Here is a 16799-nt window from a genome sequence, read left to right as displayed (position 1 = left end):
GGCCTTCGTTTTTTGAGGGATGGTTCCGTGGACACTGCCGCCGCCCTTCCGACCCGGCACATCGACCGGTTGACCGACCGCCTTGCCGCCTGCCTCGACGAGGGCGACGGCCCCGCCGCCGCCCGCGCCGCGGTGGTGGCGGTCCGTTCGGGGCCGCGGTCCTGGACCGCCGGCCTCGCCCGCGGCGGTGCGGCGCCGCCGCCGGCGGCCGCCCGCTTCCTCGTCTACAGCGTCACCAAGACCCTGACCGCCGCCGCCCTGCTGCGCCAGTGCGGACAAGGCCGGATCGACCCCGACGCCCCGCTGGACCGCTGGCTGCCCGACTTCGCGGCGGCCGGCCGGATCACCCTGGCCCAACTGCTCGCCCACCGCGCCGGACTGCGCAATTACGGCGGCAGCCCCGCCTACCACGCCGCCGTGCGGGCGGGCGAGGAGCCGTGGAGCGAGGATGGGTTCCTGGAGCGCTGCCGCGCCGCCGACCTGTTCGCACCGCCGGGGCGGGAGTTCTCCTATTCCAACATCGGCTACCTGCTGGCGAAGCGGGTGCTGGAGCGGGTCACCGACCTGCCCTTCGCCCAGGCCCTGGACCGTGAGCTGTTCCGCCCGCTGGCCTTGACCGGCTGGTCGGTGCCGACGGACCGCGGCGACCTGTCCTGTCTGTGGACCGGACCCAGCCCTTATCTGGGCGGCAAGGACGGTCCGCCCGCCGACGTGGCCGCCCTCTACCATCCCGGCTGGGTGGCCCATGGCGTGGTGGCCGCGACGGCGGCCGACATCGCCGGGCTTCTCCACGCGCTGTTCGCGGGCGGCCTGCTGCCCGACGTCCTGGCGGCGCGCATGCACGATTCCTTCCCGGTGCCCGGCACCATGCGTGGGCGCCCCTGGGTGGAGCCGGGCTACGGCCTCGGCCTGATGGTGGAGCGGGACGGTCAGGCCGGCCCCTATTGGGGGCACACCGGTGGCGGGCCGGGCGGGTCCGCCTGCGCCTACCACTTCCCACCCCGCGGGCCCGGGGAGGACGCGGTGACCGTGGCCCTCTTCACCGATGGCGAGGACAACGACCAGGCGGAATGGATGACGGTGGAGGCCGCCGAAATCCTGAGGGGATGATCCGGCCGCTTGCCTTCGCAGGCCGGGCCTGCGGGGCCGGGCAATGGCCGGCCGGTCAGGGCAGCAGGGTCGCGACGATATCGTCCATGGTTTCGAACATATGGGTGGGGAAACGGGATTTCAGCAATTCGGGCGTCGCGTATCCCCACGCCACCGCTCCCGCGGCGATGTCGGCCTGCATGGCGGCTTCGATGTCGCGGGTCTCATCGCCGATGGCGATGGCCTCTTTGGGAACGACGCCGGCTTGTCTCAGAACGCGGCGGAACTTGGACGCCTTTCCAAATATCGATGCGCCGCATTCATAATGCGCGACCAGGCACGCGTTGTCCGGCCCAAGAATCCGCCGTATGTTCTCTTCCGTGTTTGAACTCACGATTGCGATGATCACGCCGCGCCCGTGCAATGTGCGCAGCAGTTCCGCCGAGCCGGCGAACAGCGGTATGGTCGAGGCGTCACGCCCGGCCAATGCGCGCATGTGTCTGGCGATGAACGGGATTTTCCATGCCGGCACGCCGAGGTGGCGGATGATGGCGCGGTTGTCGCGGCCCCGCAGGACGGCAAAGTCCTCATCGCTGATCTGTTGGAAGCCGTATCGGATAGCGACTTGGTTGAATACGCTTTTCAGCCAATCCGCACTGTCGGCCAGCGTTCCGTCGAAGTCGAAAATTGCGAGCTTATAAGCCACAAAGCCGTCTCGTTGTTTTCGGGCCGTCGTTTTTGGGGCCGTTGTTTTTTGGGCCGCCGCGGTGGCCGGGCTTGCAGGAGGGAACGCCCCGCCGACGTCACTGTAGGGCGCTTGCCAGGCAACGCCAAGGCGTTCGTCGCCCGCCGGAAAAGGGGCTGCCCCGAACCGACGACGCGGGCGCCGCGCTTCCAATCGATCCGGCCGCAGCGCCGGTACGGCCATAAGTCCCGGCACGGCCCTCAGCGCCGGTCGAACAGCTCCATCTCGCCCTCCAGGGGGGCACGCCGCAGCGCCTGGAGGTAGTCCATCTCCTGATGCACCGTCTCCCGCTCCGCCTCCGGACGCAGCAGGCGGCGGAAGGCCCGCCCGCTGGCCGGGAAGAAATGGACGCGCCGCCCCTTGTCCCCGCCCAGGTCGCGAACGGCCAGCGCCAGCCCCTCCCGCCGCACATAGTCAACCGCGAAGGCGGCGTTGGCGGCGCCGACGTCCAGGCTGGTGTCGATGACGCGGGCGGCCCCGAACAGCTTGACCTCCATCCGCTCGCGCCAGGCGCCGCGCTCCAGCAGGTCGTTGATCAGCCACTCCATCGCCACGCTGCCGTAGCGGGTCGCCACCCCATACCCCTCGCCACCGGACGGGGAACCGGGCAGCAGGAAATGGTTCATGCCGCCGACCCGGGCGACCGGATCGTTGATGCAGGCGGCGACGCAGGACCCGAGCGTGGTCACCAGCATGTCGTCGTCGCGGCCGGAGATCCGGTGATGGCCCAGCACCACCGGCACCACATAGGCCCCGAACTCGCGGTCGAGATAGCTGCCGTCCCCGCGCGCCCCGTCACCACCCGTGCCGCGACGGTCGAATCCGGCGGAGGATTGGAAGTGGAAGGGACCGGACAGGGGCATCACCGTCAGCCTGGATGAGGCGGAAAACGTCGACGATGGTAATCCGTGGTGCTTAAGGAAAATACAACAAGTCCGTATGCCCCGCCGTCCGGCCGGAACCCGGGGGACATGTCACAGCAGCACGACCCAGGAGGCCTCCCGCCCCTTCGGCGCGGCGCGCGCCCGCAACAGCACCCGCTGGCCGGAATCCAGGCCCGTCAGGTTGCAGCGGCGCAGAACGCTCTTGTGGACAAAGACGTCCTTGGCCCCGTCGTCCGCGGTGACGAACCCGAATCCCTGCTCCGGCTTGAACCACTTCACGGTGCCCGTCAGTTCCTCCTCGGGTCCGGACGCCGCGGCGGGGCGGGCGCTGCGGATTTCGGCGGGGGTGCCGGTGCTCAGCACCTCCAGGACGTCGGCCACCTGCGGCCCCTTGGCCCCCGGAACCACCCGGCACAGAAGCTCCGCCCCCTCGCCGATTTCGTGCAACCCGGCCCGGCTCAGAACAGAGATGTGCAGGAAGGCGTCGGCCGTCCCATCCTGCGGAGCCGCGAAGCCGAAGCCCTTGACCGGATCGAACCATTTCATCAGGACCCGGACCTGGACGCCCTCGTCCGGGAAAGGGACGCCCGGGGCGCCGCTGGAGTGAGAGTCGGCTGTAGACACGAGTTCGAACCTTTCGGTCGAGGCGCCCGGCGCGGTGAACGGGTTCGGCGCCGCCCGGCATCGCCGGATCGTCCGCCAAGCGTGAATTTAGCCACACAGAAAATAGGGGTTCCAGCGTAATTTTTTCTTCACACCCGCCGTTTGCCTCTGGCGGCGGGACCGTCGCAGGGACCATTTCTCCGAATGACGGGTTACGAAAAAGGCTACAATGCGCCAAAGGCCCTCGAACATGAGTCGAACAAGCCCGAACGGGCACCGGGGCCGAACAAGAACCGAACATGGGAGGGAAAACGATGATGGGGGATGCGGCCCGCAGATTGCCGGACCAGAGCTGGACCCTGGGCTACCCGCCCGACGTGGACTGGAACGCGCCGATCCCGGTGAAACCGCTGACCGCGCTGCTGGAGGACGCGGCGGCCCGTTTCGCCGAGCGTCCCTTCCTCGACTTCATGGGCAAGCGCTCGACCTATGGGGAGGTGGCGCGGATGGTGGACCGCGCCGCCCGCGGATTTCAGGCGATCGGCGTCGGCAAGGGCGTGCGCGTCGGGCTGTTCCTGCCCAACACGCCCTATTACGTGATCTGCTACTTCGCGGTCCTGAAGGCCGGCGGAACGGTGGTGAACTTCAACCCCCTCTACGCCGAGCGGGAGCTGCACCACCAGATCACCGACAGCGGCGTCGAGCTGATGGTCACGCTCGACCTCAAGGTGCTGTACGGCAAGATGGCCCGGATGCTCGCCGAATCGGGGCTGAAGCGGTTGGTGATCTGCCCGATGGCCGACATCCTGCCCTTCCCCAAGAACTGGCTGTTCCCCATCGTCAAACGGGCGGAGGTCGCGCGCATCCCCGCGGACGACCGCCACCTGTCCTTCCGCCGCCTCATCGCCAACGACGGCGCCCCGAAGCCGGTCGCCATCGACCCGGCGGAGGACGTGGCGGTGCTGCAATACACCGGCGGGACCACCGGCGTGCCGAAGGGCGCCATGCTGACCCACGCCAACCTGTTCGCCAACACCGAGCAGTGCAGCCTGTGGTTCGTCGGCGCGCGGGAGGGGGAGGAACGGATGCTGGGCGTGCTGCCCTTCTTCCACGTCTTCGCCATGACCGTGGTGATGAATTTCAGCATCCGCATCGGGGCGGAGATCGTCATGCTGCCCCGCTTCGAGCTGGACCAGGTGATGGAGACCATCCACACCAAGAAGCCGACGCTGTTTCCGGCGGTGCCGACCATCTACACGGCGATCAACCACCACAGGCATCTGGAGAAGTACGACCTCTCCTCGATCCGCTACTGCCTGTCGGGCGGCGCGCCCCTGCCGGTGGAGGTGAAGGAGGCGTTCGAGCGGAACACCGGCTGCGTCCTGGTGGAGGGCTACGGCCTGTCCGAGTCCTCGCCGGTCGCCACGGCCAATCCGGTGACCGGGCTGAACAAGGCGGGCTCCATCGGCCTGCCCCTGCCCGGCACGCTGATCGAGATCGTCAGCCTGGAGGAGCCGCGCCGGGTCCTGCCCGTCGGCGAGAAGGGCGAGGTGTGCATCCGCGGCCCGCAGGTGATGAAGGGCTATTGGAACAAGCCGTCGGAAACGGCGCTGACCCTGGTGGACGGGCGCCTGCACACCGGCGACGTCGGCTACATGGACGAGGACGGCTACACCCACATCGTCGACCGCATCAAGGACATGATCCTGTGCAGCGGCTTCAACGTCTACCCGCGCAACGTCGAGGAGGCGATCTACCTGCACCCCGCCGTCGCGGAATGCGTGGTCGCCGGTCTGCCCGACGAGTACCGCGGCCAGACGGTGAAGGCCTACATCCGCGTCGACGACGGCAAGACCCTGACGCGCGAGGAACTGATCGACTTCCTCAAGGACAAGCTCTCCCCCATCGAGATGCCCAAGGCGGTCGAGTTCCGCGGCGAGTTGCCCAAGACGATGATCGGCAAGCTGTCGCGCAAGGCCCTGCTCGACGAGGAGGAGGCGCGGCGCAAGGGCGCATGAGCGGCCGCGCGCCCTTCCGGAACCGCAGGGTGGCCATACGCCCCACCCCACCTTGCGGCTCCGCCCCCCGTTCCCTATAAGGACGCTCGTCCTTTCTTTCGGTCCGGCGGCAAGGAAAAGCGCATGATCGTGGTCACCGGTGGGGCCGGTTTCATCGGCTCGAACCTCGTGGCGGCCCTGGCCGCGCGCGGGATCACCAACGTCGCGGTGATCGACCGCTTCGGCGACGGGGAGAAGTGGCAGAACCTCGCCAAGCGGGAACTCGCCACCCTCGTCGCTCCGGAGAACGCGCTGGCGTTTCTCGACCAGCACGCCGCCGAGATCGACGTCATCTTCCACCTCGGCGCCATCTCGGCGACGACGGAGCGCGACGTGGACCGGATCGTCGCCAACAACGTGGCGCTGACGCTGGACCTGTGGCGCTGGTCCTCCTGGCGGGGCGCGCGGCTGATCTACGCCTCCTCCGCCGCGACCTACGGCGACGGCTCCGCCGGCTTCGACGACGACGGGTCGCCGGACGCGCTGGCGGCCCTGCGCCCGCTCAACGCCTATGGCTGGTCCAAGCATCTGATCGACCGTCGCGTCGCCCGCGTGGTGGCGGAGGGCGACATCGTGCCGCCGCAGTGGGCGGGCCTGAAGTTCTTCAACGTCTACGGCCCGAACGAGCGGCACAAGGACGACATGATGAGCGTCGTCGCCAAGCTGCACCCCAAGCTGAAGGCCGGGGAGCCGGCGCGCCTGTTCAAGTCGCACCGCCCGGAGTTCGAGGACGGCGGCCAGCTCCGCGACTTCATCTTCGTGGACGACTGCGTGGCCGTGATGCTCTGGCTCTACGACAACCCGCAGGTCAGCGGGCTGTTCAACGTCGGCACCGGCAAGGCCCGCAGCTTCAAGGATCTGGCCCTCGCCACCTTCGCGGCCCTGGGGATGGAGCCGCGCGTCGAGTATTTCGACATGCCGGCCGAGCTTCAGGGCAAGTACCAGTATTTCACCGAGGCCCGCACCGAGCGCCTGCGCGCCGCCGGCTTCGACCGGCCCTTCACCGAGCTGGAGGAGGGCGTGCGCCGCTACGTCCAGGATTTCCTGTCGCAGCCCGATCCCTACCGCTGACGGTTCCGCCTCCCCCGACCTGGGAAACGCCCAAACAACATAAGGCACCCGCCGCGCATGCTCGCCATCGCCTTCCCCGCCATCGACCCCGTGGCGTTCGAACTCGGGCCGATCGTCATCCGCTGGTACGCGCTGGCCTATCTGGCGGGCTTCGTGCTCGGCTGGCGCTACTGCCTGGCGCTGGCCCGCGGCACGCCGGGCCGCCCCTCGGCGGAGGATTACGACGACTTCCTGACCTGGGCCGTGGTCGGCGTCATCCTGGGCGGGCGGATCGGCTACGTGCTGTTCTACAACCTGCCCTTCTACCTGCAGAATCCGCTCGACGCGCTGATGGTCTGGCACGGCGGCATGTCCTTCCACGGCGGGCTGATCGGCGTCCTGGGCGCGATCCTGCTGTTCTGCTGGAAGCGCGGCCTGTCGCCGCTGGCCTTCGGCGACCTGATCGCCGCGGCGGCCCCCATCGGGCTGTTCTTCGGCCGCATCGCCAACTTCATCAACGGCGAGCTGTACGGCCGCCCGGCGCCCGAGGTGTCCTGGGCGGTGGTGTTCCCGCGCGATCCGCTGCAGGTGCCGCGGCACCCCAGCCAGCTCTACGAGGCCTTCCTGGAGGGGGCGGTCCTCTTCGTCCTGCTGGCCATCCTGGTGCGGATGCCCGCCGTGCGCGGGCGGGCCGGCATGACGGCGGGCATCTTCTTCATCGGCTACGGCCTGTCGCGAATCATCGCGGAGTTCTTCCGCGAGCCGGACGCGCAGCTCGGCTTCCTCTACGCCGGGGCGACGATGGGACAACTTCTGTCGGTGCCGATGGTTCTGTTCGGTGCGTGGCTGGTCGCCCAGGCCCGCCGCCGCCCCGCCGCCGTCTGAGTTCGGAAGGTCCCGTCATGAGTGATGCCCCGGACAGCCTCGCCCACCACCTCGCCCGCCGCATCCTGATGGACGGGCCGCTGTCGGTCGCCGCCTTCATGGCGGAAGCGCTGGGGCATCCGCGCTTCGGCTACTACATGCGCCAGGACCCCTTCGGCGTGTCCGGCGACTTCACCACCGCGCCGGAAATCAGCCAGATGTTCGGCGAGCTGGCCGGGCTGTGGTGCGTCGACACCTGGGCGCGGCTGGGCGGCCCTACCCCCTTCCATCTGGTGGAGCTGGGGCCGGGCCGCGGCACGCTGATGCAGGACGCGCTGCGCGCCGCCGCGCTCGTCCCCGCCTTCCGCGAGGCCGCGCAGGTCCATCTCGTGGAGACCAGCCCGACGCTGCGCGCCCGCCAGAAGGAAACCCTGGCCGGCATTCCGGTCGCGTGGCACGACCAGCTGGAGGACGTGCCCGAAGGCCCGACCCTGATCCTCGCCAACGAGTTCTTCGACGCCCTGCCCATCCGCCAGATCCAGAAGACCAACCACGGCTGGTTCGAGCGGCTGATCGACCTCGACAGCACAGGATCGACGGACACGCCCCGCTTCCGCTTCGTCCTGGAGGCTTTCGGCAGCGCCGGTGCCCGGCTGATCCCGCCGGCCCTGCGCGACGCGCCGGAGGGCAGCGTGGTCGAGGTCTCCCCGGCCTCCCAGGCGGTGGCCCGGCTGATCGGGGAGCGTCTGGCGATCCACCCCGGGGCGGCGCTGGTCATCGACTACGGCTACCGCAGCGGGCCGGCGGTCGGCGACACGCTCCAGGCGCTGCGCCGCCACGCCTTCGCCCCCGTGCTGGACGCGCCGGGCGAGGCCGACCTAACCGCCCATGTGGACTTCGCCGCCATCGCCGCCGCCGCGCGCGACGGCGGGGCGGAGGGCTTCGGGCCGGTGGACCAGGGCGACTGGCTCGCCCGGCTGGGCATCCAGCCGCGCGCCGCCGCGCTGAAGCGCGGGGCCACGGCGAAGCAGGCCGCGGACATCGACTCCGCATTGGCCCGCTTGATCGGGCCCGACCAAATGGGCACCCTCTTCAAGGTGTTGGCCCTCGCCTCCCCCGGCCTGGGGCCTCCGGCGGGCTTCGAAAGCCCGGATCCGGCAACTTGACAAGAGACCGCGACAGCAAAGGGACGGGTTCGTGATTACGCTTGGCGCGCTGAACGACATCACCCACATCCGACACGCCTTCTTCACCCGCACCGGCGGCGTTTCGACGGGGCTGTACGCCTCGCTGAACGTCGGCTTCGGGTCCGGGGACGCGCCCGCGGCCGTGGCGGAGAACCGCGCGCGCGCCGCGGCCCGCATGGACGTCCCGCCGGAGCGGCTCGTCACCTGCTATCAGGTGCACAGCCCGACCTGCGTCGCCGTCACCGAGCCCTGGACGCCCGATCAGGCGCCCCACGCCGACGCCATGGCGACCGACCGTCCGGGAATCGCGCTGGGCATCCTGACCGCCGACTGCGCCCCGGTGCTGTTCGCCGACGAGAAGGCGCGCGTCATCGGCGCCGCCCACGCCGGCTGGAAGGGCGCCAAGGGCGGCGTGCTGGAGGCGACCATCGCGCGCATGGAGGAGCTGGGCGCCAAGCGCAACCGCGTCGTCGCCGCCATCGGCCCCTGCATCGCCCAGCGCTCCTACGAGGTCGGGCCGGAATTCCCCGCCCCCTTCCTGGCCGAGGACCCGCGCAACCGCGACTATTTCGCGCCCGCCCGCCGCCCGGACCATTTCCTGTTTGATCTGGCCGGCTACATCACCCGCCGCCTGGGCGACACCGGGGTGGAGATCATCCAGCGCTGCCCCAACGACACGGTGGTCGAGGAGGATCGCTTCTTCAGCTACCGCCGGTCCTGCCTGCGCGGCGAGAAGGACTATGGGCGCGGCCTGTCGGCCATCGTCCTTCAGGGCTGACCGCGCACGGAAAATCCGCCGCCCGAAAATTGTTCTTACCTCTGAATGATTGCGATACGACCCATTTCGGGTAAGATCGGATCTCCAGGGCAAGGGCATTCCGCAGGGGGGACGCCGGCATGACGATGAACGCGCACCGGGAGGATACGCTGGGGAGCGAGGGGCGGAGCGGCGACGGACGGGGCGATTGGCGCAGCGCGCGGATGGTGCTCGACAACGGCGGGCTGGACGCCGACCACCGGATGCAGCACGAGCTGATCCGCCGCTTCGTCGCCCTGCCGGGCGAGGAGGCCGAACGCAAGCCGGCGCTGGCCCTGCTGAGCGAGCTGCGCCGCGTCTCGATCCGTCATTTCCTGCGGGAGGAGCGGGTCCAGGCCTCGATGCGCTACCCTCATCTGGAAGAGCACCGGGCGCAACACCGCCGGCTGGCCACCCTGCTGGACGACATCATCGGGCAGGTGGACGCCGAGGAGTCGGCCTTCGAGTACGCCTACGTGAAGGGCAAGGCGGACGAGCTTCTGCAATTCTGGTTCTTCGACCATTTCGCGAAGGCCGACCTGCCCATGAAAACGCATCTTGCGAAATTCGCGGTGCGGTGATGCGCGGACGCCCCATGAGCGGACGGCCCTCTCCCACCGCCTGCGGCCAAGCCTGCGCCATGCGGGAATCGCAGGGCCGGCTGGCTGCGGCGTCTTGAACCGCCCGTCATGGAACGTTTACATGGGTGCGGCCCTTTGTTATGGTCCGCCGCGTTTTCAAGGGGCGGCGTCGGCAAGGGACTGACGGGCGCACCGGAACCTATTCCCTGCAGAGAGAGCCGACTGCGATGAAGGTGCTTGCCGGCAACAGCAACCGTCCGCTGGCCGAGGCCATCTCCACCTGTCTCGGCGTGCCGCTGACCAAAGCGAGCATCCGCCGTTTTTCGGACATGGAGGTGTTCGTCGAAATCCTGGAGAACGTGCGCGGCGAAGACGTGTTCGTGGTCCAGTCGACGTCGTTCCCGGCCAACGACAACCTGATGGAGCTGCTGGTCACCATCGACGCCCTGCGTCGCGGGTCGGCCCGGCGCATCACGGCGGTCCTCCCCTACTACGGCTATGCGCGCCAGGATCGCAAGACCGGCCCGCGCACGCCGATCTCGGCCAAGCTGGTCGCCAACCTGATCACCCAGGCCGGCGCCAACCGCGTGCTGACCATGGACCTGCACGCGGGCCAGATCCAGGGCTTCTTCGACATCCCGACCGACAACCTGATGGCCGCCCCGGTGTTCGAGAAGGACATCCGCGCGACCTTCGAGGACATCGGCGAGGTGACGATGGTGTCGCCCGACGTCGGCGGCGTGGTGCGCGCCCGCTCGCTGGCCAAGCGGCTGGATGCCGATCTCGCTATCATCGACAAGCGGCGCGAGCGCGCCGGCGTGTCGGAGGTGATGAACATCATCGGCGACGTCAAGAACCGCCGCTGCATCCTGCTCGACGACATCGTGGATTCGGGCGGCACGCTGTGCAACGCCGCGGTCGCCCTGATGGACGCTGGCGCGAAGTCGGTCCACGCCTACTGCACCCACGGCGTGCTGTCCGGCGGTGCGGTGGCCCGCGTGGCCGTGTCGCCGCTGGAGCAGCTCGTCACCACCGACAGCATCCAGGCGACCGAGGCCGTGCGCGTGTCCCGCAACATCCGCCAGCTCACCATCGCCCCGCTGCTCGCCGACGCGATCACCCGCATCAGCGAGGAGCGTTCGGTGTCGAGCCTGTTCTCGTAACGGCGCCCGACCGCACGCGAAAAGCCCTTCCCCTTCGCGGGGGAAGGGCTTTTTTCATGGGCGCCATCCGGGGATTTCCGGACTCTGTCCTTGACGCCGTGCCCCGTATGGCTTAATCACCGCGCCCACGCGTCAGCACCCCTGGAGGCTGGCGCTTTTTTCCGTTCAAGGAGTTCTTCCGATGACGCAGATCGTTCCGCTCAGCGCCGAAGCGCGCGACCGGGCCGGCAAGGGGACCGCCCGCCAGACCCGTCGTGATGGCCGTATCCCGGCCGTGATCTACGGTGGCAAGCAGGCCCCCATCATGATTTCGCTGGAGAAGTTTGCGTTCAACCGCATTCTGAACCAGGCGGGCTTCTTCACGCACCTGTTCGACATCACGGTCGATGGCGCCACCCACCGGGTCCTGCCGCGCGACGTGCAGTTCCATCCGGTCACCGACGTCCCGCTGCACGTCGACTTCCTGCGCGTCTCCACCGACACCCGCACCACCGTGCAGGTTCCGGTCGAGTTCGTCGACCAGGAGAAGTCGCCGGGCCTGAAGCGCGGCGGCGTGCTCAACATCGTCCGCCACGAGCTGGACGTGACCGTCTCCGCCGGCAACATCCCGGAGCAGATCACGATCTCCTGCGAGGGCTACGACGTCGGCGATTCGATCCACATCTCCTCGGTGAAGCTGCCGGAGGGTGTGACCTCGACGATCACCGACCGCGACTTCACGATCGCCACGATCGTCGCCCCGTCGGGCCTGAAGTCCGAAGAGGCCGAGGGCACCGAGGCCGCCGCTTCCTGATCGGAAGCCGCCTTCGGGGTTTGCGACAGGGGGCTTCGGCCCCCTGTTTCGTTTCCGGCTTATGCCGTTCCGAGATGAGGAGACTGCGCCATGCTGCTGCTGGTGGGATTGGGCAACCCTGGCGCCGAATACGCGCGCAACCGGCACAACATCGGCTTCATGGCGGTGGAGGAGATCGCCCGCCGCCACGGCTTCGGCCCCTGGCGCAAGCGCTTCCAGGGCCAGACCGCCGAGGGCACGATCGGCGGCGAGAAGGTGATCGCGCTGGAGCCGCTGACCTTCATGAACCTGTCCGGCCAGTCGGTCACCGCGGCCGTCCAGTTCTTCAAGATGAAGCCCGAGGACGTCGTCGTCATCCATGACGAGCTGGACCTGCCGCCCGGCAAGCTCCGCGTCAAGAAGGGCGGCGGCCACGGCGGGCACAACGGCCTGCGCTCCATCGACGCGCATCTCGGCAAGGAGTACTGGCGCATCCGCCTGGGCATCGGCCATCCCGGCGACAAGGACCGGGTCAGCGGCTATGTGCTCCACGACTTCGCCAAGGCCGAGCAGAGCTGGCTCGACCCGCTGATCGATGCCGTCGCCGACGCCTTCCCGCTGGTGGTGAAGGGGCAGCCCGAGAATTTCATGAACAAGGTCACCCTGGCGACGGCCCCCTGAGGCGGTCGCCGCCCGCTCCGGACCATGGGCGGCGGAGCTTCCGCCGGCCGAACGGGCTTTGTCCGGTCCGGTCACACACCCTCCCGACGACAGGACGTCCGCCGCCGGCCACCCCCTCACCCCCTCCCGACAAAGATTTTTTCTCCAGCCGATCTACCGATTGCGAATGATTCGCATTCATGGTTAGGAGTGGCTTCCACGGGTCTGGGAACGGGTGTTGCCGAGGTCATGGCTGAACGAGACCGGTCTTCCCTGCTGGGTTTGCTGCTCGACCATTACGAGGAGATGACGGGCCATCTGGCCCGGCGCCTGGGGTCGCTGTGCCTCGCCGAGGACGTCGTGCAGGACACTTACCTGCGCCTGCGCAGCCTGACCGCGCTGCCGGAGATCGACAACCCGCGCTCCTACCTGTACCGCATGGCCGACAACATCGCGCTGGACCGGATTCGCGCGGAAACCCGCCGGGGGCGCCGCTTCGCCCCGGCGGAGCTCGGGCTCGACCAGCCTCTGGACGAGCCGGACGCCGAGGCGGCGCTGGAGCACAAGCAGCGGCTGGAACGGCTGAGCCACGCGCTGGCCGAACTGCCCCCACGCTGCCGTGAGGTGTTTCTGCTTCACAAGTTCGATGGGCTGAGCCATGCCGACATCGCCGCGCGCCTTGGCATCTCGCGCAGCATGGTGGAGAAGCATGTCATGAAGGCCCTGGCCCATTGCCGCGACCGGCTGGCGCTCTGATGGAGCGCGAGCGCGACCAACCGGACTTTCGGGAGACTCCGCGGGACGCGGCCCTGGCGTGGTTCGTGCGCATGGAGTCGGGCGATGCCGACGCGGCGGACCGCCGCGCCTTTCACGCCTGGCTGGCGCAGGACCCGGCCCACCGCCGCGAATACGACCGGCTCGCCGGGCTGTGGGACGATCTGGACCGGGTGCCCGATCCGCGCAGGGAACGCCGCGCCGCGCCGACGCGCCGCCGTTTCCTGGCCGTCGGCGCCCTCGGCGGTGCGGCGGCCTGCGCCGCGGCGCTGGGCGGCGCGGTCGTCCTGACCGGCTGGCCGGACGGCCTGACGACCGGGATCGGCGAACGGCGGACGGTGACGCTGGACGACGGCTCGGTCCTGACCCTGGACGCCGACAGCGCGCTGTCCATTGCGTTCACCGCCGGCGAACGGCGCGTCCGTCTGACCGGGGGGCGGGCGCATTTCGTGACCGCTCCCGACCCGGGGCGCCCCTTCGTCGTCACCTGCGCCGAGGGACGGATCGCCACCGCCGACGCCAGCTTCGTGGTGCACCGCTGCCTGGATTCCGTGGTGGTGGCGGTGGAGTCCGGAACGGCCAGCCTGACCACCGGGATGGAGCCCCCCCTTCCCATCGCCGCCGGGCAAAGCCGGTCCTACAGCCCCGATGGTCCCGGCCCGCTGCTGAGCCAGGGCGTGGCGGTGGAGAACGCGTGGCGGCACGGCCGGCTGGTCTTCCAGGGACAGACGCTCGACGCGGTGATCGCGGACCTCAACCGCTACCACCCCGCCCGCATCGTGCTGTGGGACCGCCCGCTCGCCGGCCTGCGCTTCGACGGCAGCGTGGACATCAGCCGGCCGGATGCGGCCCTGAACGCCATTCTCCGCACGCTTCCCTTGCGCACGCTGCGCCCCGTTCCCGGCCTGGTCATCATCCGGTCCGTCTAGCCGGTTCGCAGCGAATTTTTTCCAAATCAAGGTGAGGAGACCCCCGACCGTCATCGTCGTGGCTTGCATAGACGAAAATGCAACTCATTCGCAAAAAGGCGGGGTCTTAGTGATGATCGATGGCGGGGGACGCCGGCTGCGGGGGCAGACGGCGCGAGTGAACACAGTGTGGGAAACCAGGCTGCGGGGCGGTTGGACTCCGGCGTTGTTGGGCATGCTGCTGGCGTCGACCTCGCTGCACGGCGCCATGGCGGCGCCCCTACTCACCCAGGAGGCGCCGGTGCAGGTGGCCCAACAGGGCCGGACCGTCAGCTTCGCCATCGCCGCCGGGCCGCTGCCGGGGGTGCTCGCCGCCTACGGGCAGGCCACCGGCTTCCAGGTCCTCTACCCCTCCGACATCGCGCAGGGCGTGTCCTCGCCGGGGGTGACGGGCACTCTGGCGCCGCAGGACGCGCTGTTCCGCCTGCTGGCCGGCACCGGCCTGATCGCGCGCTTCGTCGATCCCGACACGGTGACGCTGGAGAAGCTGCCGGCCCAGGCCGGGGATGCCGCGGTCCTGGAGCCGGTGACCGTCCAGGGCGGGCTGTCCGGCGACCCCGGCCGCAGCGAGGGAACGGGCTCCTACACCACCGGCTCGACCGACAGCGCCACCAAGCTGGCCCTGACGCCGCGCGAGACGCCGCAGTCGGTCAGCGTGATGACCCGCCAGCGCATGGATGACCAGGGGCTGAACGAGATCCGCGACGTGCTCGACCAGACGGTCGGCGTGTCGCGGATGCAGCGCGCCCCGCTGGGCAGCGACGGAGACGATGTCTTCGCCCGCGGCTTCCCGGTGACGAATTATCAGGTGAACGGAATCCCGCGCTCGACCGTGTACGGGTTCGACGATTCCATCTCGGACACGGCGGTGTTCGACCGGATCGAGGTGGTGCGCGGCGCGACCGGCCTGCTGAACGGCGTCGGCGAACCGTCGGCCTCGGTCAATCTGGTCCGCAAGCGCCCGACCCCGACCCTCCAGGCCTACGCCGAGGGCCAGATCGGCTCCTGGAACCGCTACCGCGGCGAGGCCGACCTGTCGGGTCCGCTGACCGAGAACGGCCGCCTGCGCGGGCGTGTCGTCGGCGCCTATCAGGACAACGACAGCTTCATCGACCGCCTGCACGCGCGCAAGAAGGTGCTCTACGGCATCCTGGAGGCCGACGTCACCGAGGACACCACCTGGACGGTCGGCGTCGAGTACCAGAAGCACCGCTCCGACGACGCCTCCAATTCCGGCTTCCCGCTGTTCTACAGCGACGGGACGAGGACGAACCTTCCCCGCTCCTACAACAGCGGCGCCCGCTGGGCGTACCACATGCACGACAACCTGACCGTCTTCAGCGAGCTGAAGCACCGCTTCGGGGACGGCTGGACGGCGACGCTGAACGTGGAGCGCAACAACCGCGAATATGACAGTCTGCTCGGCTTCGGCACGCGCGGCAGCCTGAACCGGGACGGCACCGGCATGGGCATCTGGCAGGGCCGCTGGAACTCCGACCTGGAGCAGACCTCGGTCAGCGCCGACCTGAACGGCGGCTTCGACCTGTTCGGGTGGCGGCACGACCTGATGGCCGGCATCAGCGGCTATTACGCCAAGCGCGAGGGGCTCGACTACCCGCTCTGGACCACTCCCGGCTACGATCCCTCGATCCCCAACTACTTCACCTGGAACGGCAGCATCGCCCAGCCGACGCTCAACCCGACCGGCCGGTCGCAGACCGACGAGCGGCAGGTGGCCGCCTACGCCGCCACCCGCCTGCGCCCGACCGACGCCCTGTCGGTCATCCTCGGCAGCCGCATCAGCCGGTGGGAGCAGATCGAGAAGAGCAGCCCGAACGCGGGGGCGGGAAGCTACAGCAAGCGGTCGGAGAACGGGGTGTTCACGCCCTACGCCGGCGTCGTGCTCGACCTGACCGACATCTGGTCGGTCTACGCCAGCTACACCAGCATCTTCAAACCGCAGAACTACAAGGACGTCAGCGGCCGGTCCCTCGACCCGCTGGACGGCAACGCCTACGAGGCCGGCGTGAAGGCCGAGTTCTTCGGCGGTGCCCTGAACGCCAGCGCCGCCGTGTTCCTGATCCAGCAGGACAATCTGGGCGAGGCCGATCCCGGCCGCTTCGCTCCGGACGGCACGCAGGCCTACCGGGCGGTGAAGGGCGCGGAAAGCAAGGGCTTCGAGCTGGAAGTCGCCGGCGAGGTGATGACCGGCTGGCAGGTCGGCGGCGGTTACAGCCACACCTCGATCAAGAACGCCGACGGCCAGCGGATGATGACCTATGTGCCGCGCGACACCTTCAAGCTGTTCACCACCTACCGCCTGCCGGGCGCCTGGGAGCGCGTGACGGTGGGCGGCAACGTCAAGTGGGAAGGCGACGTCTACACCGGCACCGGCGACCGGCGCTACGACCGCGACGGCTACGCGGTGGTCGATCTGATGACGCGCTATCAGATCACCGACAAGGTCTCGGCCACGCTGAACCTCAACAACCTGTTCGACAAGAAGTACCTGAGCAGCGTCCAGAACTACGGCTACTACGGCCAGCCGCGCAACGTCCTGCTGTCCCTGCGGGCGACATGGTGATGACAGCGCGGCGGGCGATGGC

16 protein-coding genes are annotated in these 16799 nt (G+C 69.1%); 13 read left to right on the top strand and 3 right to left on the bottom strand.

Translation table 11 applies throughout. From position 1 onward, the window contains the following. The first annotated feature begins 27 nt into the window (after nucleotides 1-27). A complete protein-coding gene (locus ABVN73_RS25925) occupies nucleotides 28-1110 on the top strand; it encodes a serine hydrolase domain-containing protein (protein WP_353861472.1) in 1083 nt (360 codons plus the stop codon). A 55-nt stretch (nucleotides 1111-1165) separates the two neighbouring features. On the opposite strand, the gene ABVN73_RS25920 is transcribed toward ABVN73_RS25925, so the two are convergent. From ABVN73_RS25920 to ABVN73_RS25910, 3 genes are all read right to left on the bottom strand, one after another. After that, nucleotides 1166-2017 (bottom strand): HAD hydrolase-like protein, encoded by an 852-nt coding sequence (locus ABVN73_RS25920; protein ID WP_353861471.1) that lies wholly within the window; start codon nucleotides 2015-2017, stop codon nucleotides 1166-1168. A 17-nt stretch (nucleotides 2018-2034) separates the two neighbouring features. Further along, a complete protein-coding gene (locus ABVN73_RS25915) occupies nucleotides 2035-2697 on the bottom strand; it encodes a chemotaxis protein (RefSeq protein WP_353861470.1) in 663 nt (220 codons plus the stop codon). A gap of 111 nt (nucleotides 2698-2808) precedes the next feature. Then, a complete protein-coding gene (locus ABVN73_RS25910) occupies nucleotides 2809-3264 on the bottom strand; it encodes a cold shock domain-containing protein (RefSeq protein ID WP_353861469.1) in 456 nt (151 codons plus the stop codon). A gap of 374 nt (nucleotides 3265-3638) precedes the next feature. Between ABVN73_RS25910 and ABVN73_RS25905 the strand changes: the two genes are divergently transcribed. From ABVN73_RS25905 to ABVN73_RS25850, 12 genes are all read left to right on the top strand, one after another. Continuing rightward, nucleotides 3639-5339 (top strand): long-chain fatty acid--CoA ligase, encoded by a 1701-nt coding sequence (locus tag ABVN73_RS25905; protein ID WP_353861919.1) that lies wholly within the window; start codon nucleotides 3639-3641, stop codon nucleotides 5337-5339. A 123-nt stretch (nucleotides 5340-5462) separates the two neighbouring features. Continuing rightward, on the top strand, nucleotides 5463-6449 hold the full coding sequence (rfaD, locus tag ABVN73_RS25900) for an ADP-glyceromanno-heptose 6-epimerase (protein ID WP_353861468.1): 987 nt from the start codon (nucleotides 5463-5465) through the stop codon (nucleotides 6447-6449). A 57-nt stretch (nucleotides 6450-6506) separates the two neighbouring features. Then, nucleotides 6507-7313 (top strand): prolipoprotein diacylglyceryl transferase, encoded by an 807-nt coding sequence (gene lgt / locus ABVN73_RS25895; protein WP_353861467.1) that lies wholly within the window; start codon nucleotides 6507-6509, stop codon nucleotides 7311-7313. Between the two features lie 17 nt (nucleotides 7314-7330). After that, nucleotides 7331-8458 (top strand): SAM-dependent methyltransferase, encoded by a 1128-nt coding sequence (locus ABVN73_RS25890; RefSeq protein ID WP_353861466.1) that lies wholly within the window; start codon nucleotides 7331-7333, stop codon nucleotides 8456-8458. Between the two features lie 31 nt (nucleotides 8459-8489). Then, on the top strand, nucleotides 8490-9257 hold the full coding sequence (pgeF, locus tag ABVN73_RS25885; RefSeq protein ID WP_353861465.1) for a peptidoglycan editing factor PgeF: 768 nt from the start codon (nucleotides 8490-8492) through the stop codon (nucleotides 9255-9257). Nucleotides 9258-9376: 119 nt separating this feature from the next. Further along, nucleotides 9377-9856 (top strand): hemerythrin family protein, encoded by a 480-nt coding sequence (locus ABVN73_RS25880; protein ID WP_353861464.1) that lies wholly within the window; start codon nucleotides 9377-9379, stop codon nucleotides 9854-9856. Nucleotides 9857-10083: 227 nt separating this feature from the next. Continuing rightward, nucleotides 10084-11019, top strand: a complete 936-nt coding sequence (locus tag ABVN73_RS25875) for a ribose-phosphate pyrophosphokinase (protein ID WP_014199935.1) — start codon at nucleotides 10084-10086, stop codon at nucleotides 11017-11019. A 181-nt stretch (nucleotides 11020-11200) separates the two neighbouring features. Continuing rightward, nucleotides 11201-11812, top strand: coding sequence for a 50S ribosomal protein L25/general stress protein Ctc (locus ABVN73_RS25870; RefSeq protein ID WP_353861463.1), 612 nt, complete (start codon nucleotides 11201-11203; stop codon nucleotides 11810-11812). 90 nt (nucleotides 11813-11902) lie between these two features. Further along, complete coding sequence (gene pth, locus ABVN73_RS25865; RefSeq protein ID WP_145677923.1) at nucleotides 11903-12472, top strand: aminoacyl-tRNA hydrolase; 570 nt, start codon at nucleotides 11903-11905, stop codon at nucleotides 12470-12472. Between the two features lie 228 nt (nucleotides 12473-12700). Further along, a complete protein-coding gene (locus ABVN73_RS25860) occupies nucleotides 12701-13207 on the top strand; it encodes a sigma-70 family RNA polymerase sigma factor (RefSeq protein ID WP_353861462.1) in 507 nt (168 codons plus the stop codon). Then, nucleotides 13183-14154, top strand: coding sequence for a FecR domain-containing protein (locus ABVN73_RS25855; protein WP_353861461.1), 972 nt, complete (start codon nucleotides 13183-13185; stop codon nucleotides 14152-14154). Before ABVN73_RS25860 ends, ABVN73_RS25855 begins: the two co-directional genes overlap by 25 nt. A gap of 214 nt (nucleotides 14155-14368) precedes the next feature. Next, nucleotides 14369-16777, top strand: coding sequence for a TonB-dependent siderophore receptor (locus ABVN73_RS25850; protein ID WP_353861460.1), 2409 nt, complete (start codon nucleotides 14369-14371; stop codon nucleotides 16775-16777). Nucleotides 16778-16799 lie beyond the last annotated feature (22 nt).

This window comes from Azospirillum formosense, assembly GCF_040500525.1.
Lineage (GTDB): Bacteria > Pseudomonadota > Alphaproteobacteria > Azospirillales > Azospirillaceae > Azospirillum > Azospirillum formosense_A.
The sequence above is the reverse complement of the archived record's forward strand: the minus strand, read 5'-3'. Positions and strand labels throughout refer to the sequence as shown.

Coding starts and splice junctions, on each gene's coding strand:
- ABVN73_RS25915 (WP_353861470.1), bottom strand. CDS start 2,697: ATGCCCCTGTCCGGTCCCTTCCACTTCCAATCCTCCGCCGGATTCGAC.
- ABVN73_RS25860 (WP_353861462.1), top strand. CDS start 12,701: ATGGCTGAACGAGACCGGTCTTCCCTGCTGGGTTTGCTGCTCGACCAT.
- ABVN73_RS25870 (WP_353861463.1), top strand. CDS start 11,201: ATGACGCAGATCGTTCCGCTCAGCGCCGAAGCGCGCGACCGGGCCGGC.
- ABVN73_RS25910 (WP_353861469.1), bottom strand. CDS start 3,264: ATGAAATGGTTCGATCCGGTCAAGGGCTTCGGCTTCGCGGCTCCGCAG.
- ABVN73_RS25875 (WP_014199935.1), top strand. CDS start 10,084: ATGAAGGTGCTTGCCGGCAACAGCAACCGTCCGCTGGCCGAGGCCATC.
- ABVN73_RS25905 (WP_353861919.1), top strand. CDS start 3,639: ATGGGGGATGCGGCCCGCAGATTGCCGGACCAGAGCTGGACCCTGGGC.
- lgt (WP_353861467.1), top strand. CDS start 6,507: ATGCTCGCCATCGCCTTCCCCGCCATCGACCCCGTGGCGTTCGAACTC.
- ABVN73_RS25850 (WP_353861460.1), top strand. CDS start 14,369: ATGCTGCTGGCGTCGACCTCGCTGCACGGCGCCATGGCGGCGCCCCTA.
- ABVN73_RS25890 (WP_353861466.1), top strand. CDS start 7,331: ATGAGTGATGCCCCGGACAGCCTCGCCCACCACCTCGCCCGCCGCATC.
- pth (WP_145677923.1), top strand. CDS start 11,903: ATGCTGCTGCTGGTGGGATTGGGCAACCCTGGCGCCGAATACGCGCGC.
- ABVN73_RS25880 (WP_353861464.1), top strand. CDS start 9,377: ATGACGATGAACGCGCACCGGGAGGATACGCTGGGGAGCGAGGGGCGG.
- rfaD (WP_353861468.1), top strand. CDS start 5,463: ATGATCGTGGTCACCGGTGGGGCCGGTTTCATCGGCTCGAACCTCGTG.
- ABVN73_RS25920 (WP_353861471.1), bottom strand. CDS start 2,017: ATGGCCGTACCGGCGCTGCGGCCGGATCGATTGGAAGCGCGGCGCCCG.